Raw genomic sequence first — 15,660 nt, 5'->3', positions numbered from 1 at the left:
GACGTCGACATTACACTTAATGACGCGTTGCGATAAGCACGCGTACACAATGATTCATATTACGAATCGGCATCTTATCTGGACTACCGATCTGCAGACACAAAAAAACCCCGACCTGCGGGGTTTTTTTGTCGGACCTGACGGATTGACCTGAAGCGGTCTTCCGCTGACTCCTTATCGCTTGGAGTACTGAGTCGCTTTTCGTGCTTTTCTGAGTCCGACTTTCTTACGCTCAACTTCACGAGCGTCACGAGTCAGGAATCCAGCACCGCGCAATGAAGGACGCAGTGTTTCGTCATAAGCCAGCAGTGCGCGGGAGATACCCAGACGGATTGCACCAGCCTGACCACTACCACCACCACCTTTGACGGTGATTTTGAAATCAAAATTACCCAGAGTCTCAGTGCGCTCAAGCGGCTGACGGATAATCATGTGTGCTGTCTTACGACCAAAGTACTCATCGAGAGACTTGTCGTTGACAGTGATATTGCCTGTACCCGAGTTCATGAAAACTCGTGCAGTAGAGGACTTACGTCGGCCAGTGCCGTAATACTGTTGTGCTGCCATTCTTATTTCAGTTCCAGGAGCTGTGGCTGTTGGGCCTGGTGTGTGTGCTTGTCATCAGCGAATACACGCAGTTTGCCGTACATGACACGACCCAAAGGGTTCTTGGGAAGCATTCCTTTAACAGCCAGCTCGATAATTCGCTCCGGATGTGTTTGCTGCAACTTCTCAAAGTTTGTGGTTTTGAGGTTGCCGATGTAACCAGTGTGATGGTGATACATCTTGTTCTTGGCCTTGTTGCCTGTCACAACAACCTTGGAGGCGTTGATGACAACCATGTAATCACCCGTATCCACATGGGGGGTGTATATGGCCTTGTGCTTGCCACGCAGGCGGTGGGCACATTCAGTTGCTACGTTACCGAGCGTCTTGCCTTCAGCATCGATAACGAACCAATCACGTTTAACCTCTGCAGGTTTTGCGCTGGCGGTAGTCTTGTTCACGTATATTTCTCGGTAGGGCACTGTCGAAACTTAAGCCCACCATTGTAATGGACGTTTGAAGGTTTCTCAACCGTGGGGAGAAGATTTCCTTCATCAGCTTCTCTCAGAAGTGAGGTGCGTCAAAACATTCTTCGAATGTTTGAGGCTGGAAACACTAAAAAACAGCGCGGCTACAGGGCCGCGCTGCAAACCACCTCAGGAAAGAGGATGGAGGAGAAAACTTCACTTGACTGCAGAATTAATTTGCAAACAACAGGCCAGATAACTCCGCCATGATTGGCATTTCATAGTAACTGGTTAGCCTCATCATTTGAGACTCAGTAGACACATTTCTGACGCTAATTGCTGAATAACGCTTGCCAAACGGCCTCTGAGACTAGTCAGATTACTTGCACATGTTACATTCATCTGCCAGCCATCCAGTTGCACCTTCAAGCGTCTGACGAGAATCATCACTTCTTCCCGCCACAATCTGAATGCCTTCACTCAGCCCTCAAACCGCCCTTCCAATAGCAACTTCAGGGGCTCTCCAACGCTCAACTTTCGATGATTTCCCACGTATAAGAGATAGTCGCAGTCTTCTCCAGCATTTTGGTCGCCGAGCAGTACTTCTCCCCAGACAGAGTAACGGCGCGTTCCACGTGCTTGGCACTGAGCTCCTTGCCCCACACTTTGAAATGCGCTTTTATCTCAGTAAAAACGTGCGGAATCTCTTCAGCACGCTCCGCATCCAGACTCACTTCCACGTCAATGACGTTCTGGCGAGACTTTTGCAACATGAGCACAACATCGAACGCAGTGCAACCGCCCAGCCCGATCAGGACCATCTCCATAGGACGAACGCCCAGGTTTCTACCGCCGTGTTCAGGAGAGCCATCCATGACCACAGAGTGACCACTGCCCGACTCACCAACGAAGCTCATATGATCAAGCCATTTTACTCGTGCGTGCAAAGTTATTTATCCTTGTGTTGGAAATCGCTAACGGGTGATTGTGCCGATTTCATTGAAGAATTCAAAAATACCGCCGATCAATGTTTGACGTTAAACAAAAACAGCCTGGACGGTCAACAAAGACCTACCCGGTTCTTGCGCAAACTTGAGTACGGAGAGACATAAAATGCTGGCGCCACGTATTGCACCGCCGCCTGTTGAATGGTTGGATTTGTTCCTTAGAAGCAGCCACCGTCGACAATACCCGGCTAAGACAACGATTATTCACCACGGTGATGTCCCTGAAACGTTGTACTACATCGTTGATGGTTCTGTCAGCGTTGTTATTGAAGATGAAGATGGTCGTGAAATTGTACTGGCCTATCTCAGTGCCGGTGACTTTTTCGGCGAGATGGGTTTATTTGATGAGAGCCTGGGACGTAGTGCCGGGGTCGTTGCCCGGGTTAAATGCGAACTGGCTGAAATCAATTATGACCAGTTCCGTCGCCTGGCAGCGGATCAACCCGATCTTCTCTATGCACTGACAACGCAGATGGCCGCCCGCCTTCGCAAAACCAGTATCAAGGTTCGTGATCTGGCTTTCCTGGATGTTACGGGACGAGTTGCTTCAACCTTGCTGGATCTTGCCAAGATGCCAGATGCCATCACTCACCCCGATGGTATGCAGATTCGCATTACCCGACAGGAGATCGCCCGAATCGTTGGATGTTCTCGCGAAATGGTCGGTAGAGTGCTGAAGGAGCTGGAGAAAGAGCGCAATCTCATTAGCGCGAAGGGCAAGACCATGGTCATCTACGGCACCCGTTGACAGCCAGAATCAGCTGATGCAAACACAAAGTGTCTGATGCCACCTATGGCGAGTCAGGCCAATGCAAAAATTGAAAAGACCACCTTGAAATGTGTTCAGCTTCTTACAAAAACGGCTGGATCTCTCACACAGAGAGATCCAGCTTCTTGATGCAGCTCGCCACATAACCCGACCCGGATTGAAGCACGAGGCGGTAAAGAGCCATTTCAGACTGCAAACATTTCCCGCAAGGCGGTGCCCGGATCATCCGCCCGCATAAAGGCCTCGCCGACCAGGAAAGCGTGAACTCCGATACCTTGCATACGCTCGACGTCGGCAGCATTCATGATGCCACTTTCAGTCACGACGACAGTGCCGGCAGGAATATCAGCCAGCAAGCCTTCCGTGGTGTCCAATGAGACATCGAAGGTGCGCAGATTGCGATTATTGATTCCCAATAGCATGGGAGAGATCGCCAGACTACGCTGCAACTCCACCGCATCGTGAACCTCCACAAGGACATCCATCCCCAGATCCACTGCCTGCTGATACAGCGCAGCCAGCGTCTCATCGTCCAGAACCGCGGCGATGAGAAGGATACAGTCCGCCCCGATGGCCCGTGCTTCGACAACCTGGTAGGGGTCAACGATGAAATCCTTGCGTATCACCGGCAACTGACAAGCTGCTCGAGCAGCCTGCAGCGCAGCCTCGCTACCCTGAAAAAAATCAGCATCGGTCAATACCGACAGGCAGGCAGCACCGCCAGCCTCATAGCTTCGGGCGATGGCAGCAGGATCGAAAGGGTCTCGCAGCACACCTTTGCTGGGAGATGCCTTCTTGACCTCAGCAATGACGGCCGACTCCCCTTTTGAAATACGCCTGGAGATAGCAGCCGCAAACCCCCGACAGGCATCCATCGACTGCGCCTGAGATGCAAGCTCGTCTATGCTGACACGTGCTTGACGCTCAGCTATTTCTTCGAGTTTTCGCGCAATGATGCGCTTCAGAATATCGGGAACATCCGCTGCAATTGCCATGATCTGATCCAATTCCCTATCTAGGCTGGTGAAAATGACTGCGAAACAGCAATCAGCTGAGCAAGCTTTCTGGCAGCTGCGCCACTGGCAATCGTCTGATCCGCCAGCGTCACACCTTCAGCTATCGATTCAACCACACCAGCCACACACAGTGCAGCCCCCGCATTGAGTACAACGATATCGCGAGCAGCGCCAGGCTCGTTTGCAAGCACCTGCTTGACCAGCTCGAAACTTTCTGCGGCACTTGAAACCTTGATCGAGTCCAGAGAAGAGGTCTCGATGCCAAACTGGCTTGGCTCAATCACATACTCTGTCACCTGCCCGTCCCTGAGTTCTGCTACCTGAGTCGGACCACTGATACTGATTTCATCCATGCCATCATGACCATGCACAACGATTACATGGCGACTGCCCAGCTTGTCCAACACCTCGGCCACAGGCCTGACCCATTGCCTGTCATAGACACCCAGCAACTGACTACGAGCGCCTGCCGGATTGGTTAACGGTCCCAACAGATTGAAAACCGTGCGAACACCCATCTCGCGCCGCGGACCAATCGCATGTTTCATGGCACTGTGATGACGCGGTGCAAACATGAAACCCAGTTTTACGGTATCGACACAGTGCGCTACCTGCTCTGGCGTCAGATCGATATTGACACCTGCCTCTTCCAGTAAATCTGCAGCTCCGGACTTGCTGGATACTGATCGATTTCCGTGTTTTGCAACTCGCGCCCCTGCTGCCGCTGCCACGATGGCACTGCACGTTGATACATTGAAAGTGCTGGTCGCATCCCCACCTGTTCCAACGATATCTATCGCATCTTCATCGCTCAATGTGACACCCGAGGCCAGCGATCGCATGACTTTGGCCGCGGCTGCGACCTCATCAACCGTTTCGCCTTTCATTCGCAACGCAATCAGAAAACCACCGATTTGCGCCGGGGTTGCCTCACCCGTCATGACCTGCCGCATGATCAACTCCATGTCGGCAGCAGGCAAGTCCTTTCGATCTATCAGTTGTTCAAGCGCCTGCTGTATTTTCATGATCAACTCTCACTGTGTTCGAGGCAGGAGGCCTGCGCGTTTGAGAAAATTGGCCAGTAAGTCATGGCCATGCTCACTGCTGATGGACTCCGGGTGAAACTGAACGCCTTCCAGCAAATAGTCTCGGTGTCGCACGCCCATGATTTCTTCGCGCTCCCCATTCGCCCCTTGGGTCCAGGCCGTCTCTATCAATTCATCAGGAAGCGTTTTGCGATCAATCACCAAAGAGTGATATCGGGTTGCCACGAACGGATTCGGTAATCCTTTGAACACCCCGGTGTCATCGTGATAAATCTGCGACAGCTTGCCGTGCATGATCTGTTTGGCCAGTACGATGGCGCCGCCAAAGTGCTGACCGATACTCTGATGACCCAGGCATACGCCCAGAATAGGCAGCTTGCCGGCAAATCGATCCAGCAGCGGTAACGAGATTCCCGCAGAGTCAGGCCGGCCCGGCCCGGGTGACACCATGATAGCGCCGGGCTGCAAGGCCGCCAGTTCATCACAGCTGATCTTGTCATTGCGAAAGACTTGCACCTCGCAACCAAGTTCTCCTGCGTACTGCACCAGGTTCCAGGTAAAGGAATCGTAGTTATCGATGACAGCAAGGATGCTCATGCCTCCTCTCCTGATTCTGAAAGCTCATCAAACATGCCCGGACGAACGTCAAGCCCGGCCTCAGCCATGGTGACGGCCCGGAAGATTGCACGCGCCTTGGCGTGCGTCTCCTGCCATTCACTTTCTGGATCAGAGTCGTAGACGATTCCCGCTCCAGCCTGCACATTCAGGGTGCCGTCCTTGATAACTGCCGTACGAATGGCAATGGCCGTATCCATGTTGCCATTCCATGACAGATAACCCACAGCACCCGAGTAGACACCGCGTTTGACAGGCTCCAACTCCTGAATGATCTCCATGGCACGAACTTTTGGAGCTCCTGAGAGCGTACCGGCAGGAAATGTGGCCTTGAGAACGTCCATCGGACTCATGTTTTCCTTCAGCTTCCCCACCACATTGGACACGATATGCATGACATGCGAGTAGCGTTCAATACTGAATTTGTCAGTCACCTCAACCGAACCGGTCTGGGCGATGCGGCTAATGTCATTTCGTCCCAGATCAATCAGCATGAGGTGTTCTGCCAGCTCCTTGGGATCCGCCAGCAAGGATTTCTCATTGGCCTGGTCCTGCACCTCGTCCGCGCCGCGTGGGCGAGTTCCAGCCAATGGCCGAACAGTGACTTCAGAATCTTCGAGCCGCACCAGTATTTCCGGCGAGGCACCCACCACATGATGATCACCCAGATCCAGATAGAACATATAGGGCGAAGGGTTGAGTGTTCGCAGTGAACGATAGAGATCCAGTGGTGGTGCAGCAAACGGTACTGACAAGCGCTGCGAGAGCACGACCTGCATGCATTCGCCTTGCGTTATGTGATCGATGATTTTGCTTACCGCAGCCTTGTACCCGGCTTCGGTAAAACCACTTTCAAAATCAGCTTCTGCCACCTTGCTGGTCGAATGCGTACTTTCTCGAGCCGGCAGGCTGGTGCGAATCTGATCATGCAGCTCAGCGACCCGTGCAAGGCCGTTGATGCGAGCGTCCGACACTGCTGGATCAACCAACACGATAATGGTCAACTTGCCACTCAGATTATCGAAAACAACCAGCTCATCGGTGACCATCAGCAGAATATCCGGATTGCCGATAGGATCCGGATGTGGATTCTCCCCCAATCGCGGTTCGATGTAACGCACGGTGTCATAGCCAAAATACCCCACCAGACCGCCGGTAATTCGCGGCAGGCCTTCAATATGAGGGACTCGAAATTGTGACTGATATTCCTCTATCCAGTCCAGAGGCTCCGCGACGGTCTCGGGCGGCGATTCGACACCATCCACTTCAATGGTGATTTGCCGCGCCCTGACTCGGACAATGGTTTTGGCTGGCAGGCCGATAATGGAATAGCGTCCCCATTTCTCACCACCTTGAACAGACTCGAACAAGAAGGTATAGGGCTGGTCTGCCAGTTTCATGAAGGTGGACAATGGGTTGTCCAGATCTGCGATCAGTTCACAGCTCAACGGGATGCGGGTGAAACCCTTAGCGCAGTAGCGCTCGAAATCAGCGGAATTCATGTTGGACAATTCTCAAACAAGGCGATCGATAGTGTGGCTTCTTGATGTTCCGTTGTCCGGGGGTCGATATTCCAGATAGGGAGCCATCACAGAGTGTCAGGCAAATGCGGTCGTTCAGCTTCGCCAGCGCCAGCTCTGAGTAGTACAGGTCTTGTTTCGTGAGAATTTATTCATCGCAGGCGGATAGTGCCTTCAGTGATTGCCACACGTCAAGCCTCCCGTATAATTCAATACTATAATTTTTCAGTACATGGCACTACCGCCAACCTTCCCACCCAGCCAAGAGTCTCTTCGATGAGCGTGATTAGCCAGGATGATCTGATTGACAGTGTCTGTGATGCACTGCAATTCATGAGCTACTACCACCCAAAGGACTATATAGACGCCGTCCATGAAGCGTGGAAGCGAGAGGAATCAAAAGCCGCCAAAGATGCGATGGCACAGATTCTTGTCAATTCGCGCATGTGCGCAGAGGGCAAACGCCCATTGTGTCAGGATACTGGCATTGTGACTGTCTTCATCAAGGTCGGCATGAACGTGCAATGGAATGCCACCATGAGCCTGACCGACATGATCAACGAAGGTGTGCGTCGTGCCTACACCCACCCTGACAACAAGCTGCGCGCCTCCATTCTTGCCGATCCCGCCGGAGCTCGCAAGAATACTGGCGACAATACCCCTGCCGTTATCCATACCGAAATAGTTGAAGGCGATACCGTCGAATTCGAAATCGCGGCAAAAGGCGGCGGTTCGGAGAACAAATCCAAACTGGTCATGCTCAACCCGAGTGACAGTATCGTTGATTGGGTCGTCAAGACGGTCCCGACGATGGGCGCCGGCTGGTGTCCACCCGGCATGCTGGGCATTGGCATTGGCGGCACCTCGGAAAAAGCCGCGGTACTGGCCAAGCAATCACTGATGGCACCGGTCGACATTCAGCAACTGAAAGATCGTGGCCCCTCTAATCGTATCGAGGAGCTACGCCTGGAGATTTTCGAAGCGGTGAATGCACTGGGCATTGGCGCACAAGGCCTGGGAGGCCTGACCACGGTCGTTGACGTCAAGATACTTGATTTCCCTACGCACGCAGCCTCCAAGCCTGTTGCCATGATCCCCAATTGCGCCGCAACCCGTCATGCTCATTTCGTACTCGATGGCAGCGGCCCTGCCCTGCAGACACCTCCTTCGCTAAAGGACTGGCCAGCGATTACCTATGACGCCGGTGCGGGTGCTCGTCGAGTTAATCTGGATACCGTTACTCCAGCCGATGTAACCAGCTGGAAACCGGGTGAAACCTTGCTACTGAGTGGTTCGATGCTGACCGGTCGGGATGCTGCGCACAAGAAAATCCAGAGTTTGCTGGAGAGTGGCGAGGGATTACCCGAAGGCGTGGACTTCAACGGTAAGTTCATCTACTACGTGGGACCCGTTGATCCGGTCCGTGACGAAGTCGTCGGGCCAGCAGGCCCTACAACCTCCACTCGCATGGATAAATTCACTGAAATGATGTTGGACCAATATGGCCTGCTGGGCATGATTGGCAAGGCCGAACGCGGCGAAGCGGGCATCAATGCCATTCGCAAGCACAAGGCGGTCTATCTCATGGCAGTCGGCGGTGCCGCCTACCTGGTATCCAAAGCCATTCGAAAATCCCGTGTCGTTGCCTTCGAAGAACTGGGCATGGAGGCCATCCACGAGTTTGTAGTTGAGGATATGCCGGTCACGGTCGCCGTTGATTCTACGGGTGAGTCTGTCCACATCACCGGCCCCGCTCTGTGGAAAGGCAAGCTCGACAGAGGCGAAGTCAAACCGGTGTATTTCAAATGATGGCTCCACAATTGCGTTCATTGTTACTTGCCCTGCTGGCAACTATTCTCTTGAGCGCTTGCGCCTCATCGGGCGGGTTGCCAGGCAATCCAGGTATTGGGGCATCTGACAATAGCAGCCGGGTCAGCGCCTGCAAGAGTACTGATACGCTGGTAGACAACAGCAATCAGTGTTTGCAGGATGACGCTGCCTGTTATGAGCTGAGTAATGGCAAGTGGTGCACAGGCGAACGTGGCAATAGTTGCCCCGCAGGCTCTACCGCACTGCCCACCGGACAAGCCTGCCCGCCGGGCAGTCGATGCTTCCATGTGGGCGAATCACTGGAGTGCACGGTAATCTGATTGCAGATTCCCCTGCCAATGCGTGGCCTGACTCACAGTTCAGGCCACGCATTACACACTACTGCAACAAATTCAAAGCAGGTCGCCGATAGCAAATACTTGAATCTTGTTAAGTAGATACCAGCTGAATGGCTCGTCCGTTGCCCAACCTTGCATCTGTCGCAAACATCTCTCCCGTGAATTTGACCTCGGTGATGAATGTCTGCACAGCCGGCGAACGAGAATACTGGGACACCCTGAGCACCGTCTTGCACGAGGCAGAGAAAAAGGGCGCCTATGAAATACACCTGGAACCCGAATTCGACTTCCTGCGACTAAGACTTCGAAGTCCGTTTGAATTCACGGAAACCCGTATAGAGAACAGCGAACCCTACCTGCAAGCACTGGCTCTTCTACAAAGATGCATCTGGGACGAGGAAGTCTCTGAAACAGCACGACGTGGATGGTTCACCTTTACGATGTCCTCGGCGGCGTCCCTGTTTCAGTTAGACGTCGTACCCAGTTCTCTGGGGGCGACATTCCTTGTCACTCTGCTCGAAGATTTTCGAAAGCAGCCAGCCCGGCTTGAAGATATCGGCCTGGGTCGTGCTCAATTGAGCAACCTGAAGGAGGCCTTGTCCAAAAAAAGCGGACTTGTCATCATTGCCGGTGATCTGGCTCAGGCTCGCATCCGAACCAGTAGAGCCATCGCGCAAGCATTGGTTGCCCCTGACATGAAAGTCATCATGTCGGACAACCCCATGCACCCGGTCATCCCACGAACAACACAATTGGGAATGGATTTTCCGCCCACCGATCTACAGCGAAATACCTGGAACGCCATGTGCAGACTGGGCGCAGATGCCATCGTTGCCACTCAGACTCTGGAAGAAAGTGCCGCCAGGCAATTGATCAGTTATGCCAGTGAACAGACCCTTGTAGTGCAGACAATCAGAGCATCGACAGCGGTAGATTGTTTAAGCTACCTGCTTGGGCTTGGCATCCGAAGCGAAACACTGGCACACACGCTCTCAAGCCTTATAATCCAGCATCGAGTGCAATGTCTTTGCCCTTATTGCCGTACCGCCGCTGCACCAGATGATGAAGGTACGGCATGGCTTGCCAAATACAGCCCTATCCAGGCTAATAACGTCAATGACTGGTTACGCCATCGCATGCGCTCTTCGTTCAGCGAGGCTGCCGGCTGTGATAAATGCGATGCGAGTGGATACGCTAACTGGCTCGACATCTTTGATGTTCTCACCTTTTGTGATGAAGTAAAGGATGCACTCTACGATGCTGACTATCGCTATGCCTTCTCACAGATAAAGCAGCAGCAGTCACTGGGCAGGCAATTACTGAAGCTTGCACAGGAAGGGATTATTCCCTTGTCGGAGGCTATTCGGATTACCAGGCTTGAAATGGATGGATAATGTTCCGAGCTAACTTGATTGCTGTTATATCGCAGTTCTAAATATCAAAATTTGACATTAGGGGTCGTGAAATAATTAACTATACTTTTCGGTTGGTCCTGCGCCTGCCCGGCAAGGCGTGAGGAGGGCGAATAGCGGGCTATTCAACCGACAAACAACGCAGAAGGGCAGGATGCAGGGGCGACTGAAAAGTATAGTTTATTGTTTCACGACCCCTTAGTCCTCGTGATTACCGGAGCGATCCGCACAGTATGATTTTACGAGATGCTTGCAGCAACTCAGCCTACCTTAGTTTCACACAAGCAAGCTTTGTATCAGGCCGCCTCAGCGCTGTCATCTCTATCAAGCCTCGAAGCAAGTGTCGCTGTACCGCCAACAACCTTGAGAGCCGGTAGAACACTTCGCCCCTCTTCCCAACGATGTGTCTCACCCAACTTCGCAGACCAGACAATTCCCGTAGAACCTTGTCCGCTGATGCGCCGATAGAGATTGCCATTGAGTTGATTTCTATTGATGAGGAAGGCCCTGAAGTTCTGAAAAAGCTGACTATCAACCTCACGCTTCACATTCCAGAATTTATCGAGTGATTCCTGTGAGGTCAAACCAGGCATATCGTAAATAGCTTTGCCCAGGGTTTTCACTGGAGCGCCATGAAACAAGGATGACATGCCAACGGTACTGTTGATCAGCACCGTTCCCTGCGCATGCTTCAACAATGTCGGTAGACACACATCATGAACATAAAACACGCGCCCTTGCAAACCTAGCTCTGCGGTGAGATTGGCGAACAGGGTCGTGTAGTTTGTATAGCCCCTGTCAAGCGGGTGATGCTTGAAAACGATGGCCTTGTTACTGTCGGCATGCATTCTGAACGATGCAAGCACGTCCCCGATGAAATGCTCTATGGAATTGAATTCCGAATGAACGATCACCTGCATATCACAATGCACTTGCAAGGGACAGAGAAAATAGTTTCCATCATACTGTGACAGAATATCTTTCAGTAATGGTGTTTCAATGCGCTTGTACTTCCACTTGCGGTAGCCGGACAGCAACCATCTTGAACCTTCAGCGACGCAGTCGAATGGTCTATGATGGCGGTAGCTTTCAAAACGCTCGCGTTTTGATGCACTAAACAGATAGTACAATATCGAATAGACGGCGGTGAGCTGGAAAACATGTTTTGGCTGGTGAAATTCGGGGGGCAGCTCAACATCTGCACGACTGTTCGTGAATGGCCTGCTCATCATGCTCGAATGTCCATTCACTCCCTCTTCTTCAAGTGTAATGAAATTCGGGCGGATATAGCCTTCTTCAAAAACGAAGACCTTGACTCCCATGCGCTTGGCTACTTCACGGGCAACACGATGGTATGCGCGACAATCACCGAAAAGATAGATACGACCAATCTGACAATTGATCATGACCCGTTCGAGCCACTCCTCCCAGTTATCCAGAGTTCCCGTGTAATCGATGGCGCCAGTACTGCGATAGAAGAAGCTATCACCACCGTTGAAATTAATCTTTGTGACATCAAAGCCACGCGTTTTGAGGTCTTCAGCAAATCTTGAAAAAAATGGACCAATCGGCCCTTGAAGCAGCAGTGCATTACTTGAATTTGCAGTAGTCACCTCTTCCACAAACTCACGATTCTTTGACACTGAGTCAATAGATCGTAATTGAGCACTATTCCGCATTTTTGTTTTTCTCAAATGTGCATTGCTGATTACCGCGAGTAACGGGTTACCCATGGATCTTCCCTGCTCTATTTATCGTCCTTACGCCCGCTTACTGAATGGCTAATGGCTTGAAACATGGCGACATATCACGCCCAACACTAGGGAATACAAGGATCATATAAATTGAATGAAACAACATCCGTGCCTCTTTGCTACATTTTCATGACGCTCAGCGCACAGAATCAAGTTGATACAGACACTGAAGACAACTAGTCGAGATACGAAAAACGTGTATTGCCGCCATGACCATGTATTAAATGGGTTTGTAATTGACCGCTTTGTGGATGTTGCCTAGCTTCTTCCATAAAGACATTGAACTGCTATCACCAGACTCACTGTTGCTGACAACATCGGCAAGCGAAGATATCAGCTGCTCAACAGTGATGAACTCCCCACTCACGATGTCCAGATAGCGCGGGTAAGCCACCAGACAAAGATAGATCAATTCTTCCAGTGTCCGGCATCGGTTGCGCTTTTGAAACTTGACATTGTCTTGCGTCAAGCCCCATCCCGCATAAAATGGCATGCCGTAGGTATGAACTGCTTTACCGCGAAGCAAGGCTTCAAACCCCGACAATGACGTCATGGTATGCAACTCATCACATTCCTCCAGGCAGTTCAGAAAATTGCGCTGGTGTTCTACTCGATTGACACACTCATTGAGAATATGGGGAGCCACTGCACCCTTGCGATTGCCAGACTCAACATCCGGATGGGGTTTGTAGACGATATAGGCATCAGGCCTTGCACTACGCACAGCTTTGCACAAGGCACCGTTCGATGCCACGCCAACACAACCACGCATGATCGATTGATCATCCTCCACCTGTCCTACAACAAGCACCTGCAGACTGCCGCGCTCCTTGTCCTCGTGGGTTTTCACCTCCGACCCTGACATCGTCACCGCCCTTGACTCTACGTTGTACTTGGTCAAGCGTGTTTCCAGAAGTGATTGCCTCAAGCGAACGGATCGCTCTATATGCTCATTCGTACAGTCAAATGTATTGAGCATTACTTCCAGATCACTATCCGATGCAGGGTCAAAGTAAAGGCCGCCATGATCTACTACCAATGATGCTGGCAACACAAAGTTCGAACCAAGACCGCGTGAACGAATGAAACCATCCTCTATACGTGATATTTCGTTCGTGTTTGGACAATCGGCGACAGACTTGGAATCAGAGTAACTCCAGTACACAGCCTTCTCATCGAGCCTTAGCTCACTTGCCTTGCTAAACCTGATATTGCCATCGGGCGATCTCAGATACTGAGCGATTATTCCCCTCTTCCACGGTGTAATACCGATGCAGGCGAACGAGTGGGCATTGCGCTCGAATGCTTCCAATTGCACCTGAACATGATCGATACACTCATGCAGCCGCCATTGAACACCACTAACCGGATCACGATATCTGGCAAGATAAACATGACTTGCATGAAAAATCTGATCCAGAGTTCGAGTTCTTACCCTTCGGGCCAACGTTAAATGATCATCGGTTAGTCCCCACCCTGCGTAAAAGGGCAGACCTGCAACACTGACCTGGCATCCACACATCAAGGCCTCGAACCCTAGTTGCGAAGTTCCCACATAGACTCGTTGTGCTTTCTTTAGCCAATACATCGGATTGTCGCCAGTCGCACTAACCTCGATCCCTAGCTGTTTGGCATACTCACCCAGATAACCTTCTCTGCGACCGGCAACAACATCCGGGTGTGTCCGAACAACGACACGAGCTCCGGGATTCTCTGCAATGGCACGATCAAGCATCGCCGGAAAATCGCCACCTTGCATTCCGCCAAAACGAACAGAAGCATCATCTTTTGTCTGATCAATAACAAGAACCAATGGCTTCCCATCTGATATCAGTATTGCGTCTTCCGGTTTGGGGCAGAAATTGTATTTTGTTATGCAATGCTGCACCATTCGTTCGCGATTCTTGCGAGCATATTCAAGATCACCCTCATCGCAGACTGTTGCGAACTCAACATCTGGCAAGTTCAGATAGTTTTCGATATCACTGGGATTTTCACTGTCATAATAGACACCGGTATCATCAACGAGCAATGAATAGCAACACCGGGAATGCGCATCTCTAGAGCTGGTTCTAATCCAGCCGTCTTCTATGTAGCGAACCTTCAAACCCTGCGATTCAGCATAATGCAGCGCACGTTTCGCATTCTGCTTTCGGCCCCAGACAACAACGCAGCTTAGCTGTCGTCTTTTTTTTCTGGCACCAAATGGACTGATGACTGAATCAACATCCAGGAATCGTCCGATATTTCTTATCGCACGTATGCCCGAGGAGAACGCTACGGCATGACGTAATTTGGACTCTCCACTCACGACACCCACCTCATGCCGCGCGCTCAAGGACCTCCTGAATCACCCGGGCATCATGATTCAGATCAAATTTTCGTCCAAACAGGTCGTTGGAAGCCTCAATTGCCGGTAGATCTTTCATATCAAAAACCTTGACTCGGGGAACAGGTCCGGGCCGTAAAATCAATCGCCCATAGTCTCCATCAGTTTTATCGCGAAAGGTGGTGTTCTTGATATAGGTCTGGAAATAGCTTTCATCCGGAATAAAGGTATTCTTCAGAACATCGTACAATTCGTATGCAAACTCATCATTTAGCATGTGTTCTATAACTGACCGGTGAAGATTGAACCAGTTTGCTCCGATATGAAATGGATACTTGCTGAAATACATTTCACGCCGTTTCAACAATAGAGAATCACATGAGCCGACGTAGACATGACCGATCTCGCCAATCTCTGCCACATCGACCAGCCAACGTGCTCCAAAATCTACCTGAGGATTGATAGAACCTGGCTTGGCGAATACCTTGGTATGTCCCCGATCTCCCCAGAGAACGCAGTCTTTGCTTTTATTGTCTATCGGAATCTCGTCAAGAGACAAAGTCGATGTGCGTGTAGCACGTATATAGCTGATCTTTTCAGCAGAACCACGGCTCAGACGCTTTTTGATTTCATCCTTCGGCTGCAAAGGTAAATCCTGACCACTCAATACAACGTAGTAGTCCCAGGATATTTCACTGTCAAGAAGAAACAAGGCACCTTTGATCGTCTTGCGTAGCGTTCCTCCCCCTCCCCAGGAAATATTGGAATCGCGATGAATATGAACATTCGAGCGATTCTTGTACTTCTCCAGGGGGGCCAGATCTGGCTTCTGACCGTCATCAATATCGATCAGAAACACATCCTCAGTAGTGAATAGGGAATCTACAAGCATGGCTACTTGCTTGAAGTTCCCATGACAAAGAATATGGTAAGCAATCATATTGGCTAAGGTTTCGGTAATCCTGACGCATTTGGGCAATGCGTTAGTGACAAAGCGATAAGTTATTCACT

General features: G+C 51.2%; 14 protein-coding genes. 4 read left to right on the top strand and 10 right to left on the bottom strand.

What is annotated here, in order from left to right; all coding sequences use genetic code 11:
- Window positions 1–174: 174 nt before the first annotated feature.
- From rpsI to IMCC3135_RS07810, 3 genes are all read right to left on the bottom strand, one after another.
- The gene (rpsI, locus tag IMCC3135_RS07820) at window positions 175–567 is read right to left on the bottom strand and encodes a 30S ribosomal protein S9 (protein WP_088917099.1); all 393 of its coding nucleotides are present in this window, start codon (window positions 565–567) and stop codon (window positions 175–177) included.
- A gap of 2 nt (window positions 568–569) precedes the next feature.
- Window positions 570–1,007, bottom strand: a complete 438-nt coding sequence (rplM, locus tag IMCC3135_RS07815) for a 50S ribosomal protein L13 (protein WP_088921734.1) — start codon at window positions 1,005–1,007, stop codon at window positions 570–572.
- 536 nt (window positions 1,008–1,543) lie between these two features.
- Window positions 1,544–1,960, bottom strand: coding sequence for an OsmC family protein (locus tag IMCC3135_RS07810; RefSeq protein WP_088917098.1), 417 nt, complete (start codon window positions 1,958–1,960; stop codon window positions 1,544–1,546).
- A gap of 166 nt (window positions 1,961–2,126) precedes the next feature.
- On the opposite strand from IMCC3135_RS07810, the gene crp reads away from it, so the two are divergent.
- A complete protein-coding gene (gene crp, locus IMCC3135_RS07805; protein ID WP_088917097.1) occupies window positions 2,127–2,768 on the top strand; it encodes a cAMP-activated global transcriptional regulator CRP in 642 nt (213 codons plus the stop codon).
- A gap of 206 nt (window positions 2,769–2,974) precedes the next feature.
- Here crp and trpC read toward each other — a convergent pair whose 3' ends face one another.
- The 4 genes from trpC to trpE are packed head-to-tail and all read right to left on the bottom strand — an operon-like array spanning window position 2,975 to window position 6,968.
- Window positions 2,975–3,784, bottom strand: coding sequence for an indole-3-glycerol phosphate synthase TrpC (trpC, locus tag IMCC3135_RS07800; protein WP_088921733.1), 810 nt, complete (start codon window positions 3,782–3,784; stop codon window positions 2,975–2,977).
- A gap of 20 nt (window positions 3,785–3,804) precedes the next feature.
- The gene (gene trpD / locus IMCC3135_RS07795; protein ID WP_088917096.1) at window positions 3,805–4,830 is read right to left on the bottom strand and encodes an anthranilate phosphoribosyltransferase; all 1,026 of its coding nucleotides are present in this window, start codon (window positions 4,828–4,830) and stop codon (window positions 3,805–3,807) included.
- Window positions 4,831–4,839: 9 nt separating this feature from the next.
- A complete protein-coding gene (locus tag IMCC3135_RS07790) occupies window positions 4,840–5,442 on the bottom strand; it encodes an anthranilate synthase component II (protein ID WP_088921732.1) in 603 nt (200 codons plus the stop codon).
- A 2-nt stretch (window positions 5,443–5,444) separates the two neighbouring features.
- On the bottom strand, window positions 5,445–6,968 hold the full coding sequence (gene trpE, locus IMCC3135_RS07785; protein WP_088917095.1) for an anthranilate synthase component I: 1,524 nt from the start codon (window positions 6,966–6,968) through the stop codon (window positions 5,445–5,447).
- 294 nt (window positions 6,969–7,262) lie between these two features.
- Between trpE and IMCC3135_RS07780 the strand changes: the two genes are divergently transcribed.
- From IMCC3135_RS07780 to IMCC3135_RS07770, 3 genes are all read left to right on the top strand, one after another.
- Complete coding sequence (locus IMCC3135_RS07780; protein WP_088917094.1) at window positions 7,263–8,795, top strand: fumarate hydratase; 1,533 nt, start codon at window positions 7,263–7,265, stop codon at window positions 8,793–8,795.
- Window positions 8,792–9,136, top strand: coding sequence for a hypothetical protein (locus IMCC3135_RS07775; RefSeq protein ID WP_157735841.1), 345 nt, complete (start codon window positions 8,792–8,794; stop codon window positions 9,134–9,136). Before IMCC3135_RS07780 ends, IMCC3135_RS07775 begins: the two co-directional genes overlap by 4 nt.
- A 128-nt stretch (window positions 9,137–9,264) precedes the next feature.
- On the top strand, window positions 9,265–10,548 hold the full coding sequence (locus IMCC3135_RS07770; RefSeq protein ID WP_088917092.1) for an ATPase, T2SS/T4P/T4SS family: 1,284 nt from the start codon (window positions 9,265–9,267) through the stop codon (window positions 10,546–10,548).
- 314 nt (window positions 10,549–10,862) lie between these two features.
- Here IMCC3135_RS07770 and IMCC3135_RS07765 read toward each other — a convergent pair whose 3' ends face one another.
- From IMCC3135_RS07765 to IMCC3135_RS07755, 3 genes are all read right to left on the bottom strand, one after another.
- Window positions 10,863–12,209, bottom strand: a complete 1,347-nt coding sequence (locus IMCC3135_RS07765) for a capsule biosynthesis protein (RefSeq protein ID WP_157735839.1) — start codon at window positions 12,207–12,209, stop codon at window positions 10,863–10,865.
- A 331-nt stretch (window positions 12,210–12,540) separates the two neighbouring features.
- A complete protein-coding gene (locus tag IMCC3135_RS07760; RefSeq protein WP_088917090.1) occupies window positions 12,541–14,658 on the bottom strand; it encodes a capsular polysaccharide biosynthesis protein in 2,118 nt (705 codons plus the stop codon).
- Complete coding sequence (locus IMCC3135_RS07755; RefSeq protein WP_088917089.1) at window positions 14,642–15,589, bottom strand: beta-1,6-N-acetylglucosaminyltransferase; 948 nt, start codon at window positions 15,587–15,589, stop codon at window positions 14,642–14,644. Before IMCC3135_RS07755 ends, IMCC3135_RS07760 begins: the two co-directional genes overlap by 17 nt.
- Window positions 15,590–15,660: the final 71 nt, after the last annotated feature.

Source organism: Granulosicoccus antarcticus IMCC3135 (genome assembly GCF_002215215.1).
In the GTDB taxonomy this organism is placed as follows: domain Bacteria; phylum Pseudomonadota; class Gammaproteobacteria; order Granulosicoccales; family Granulosicoccaceae; genus Granulosicoccus; species Granulosicoccus antarcticus.
Note: the sequence above shows the minus strand (reverse complement) of the source record. Positions and strands in the feature narration are given on the sequence as shown.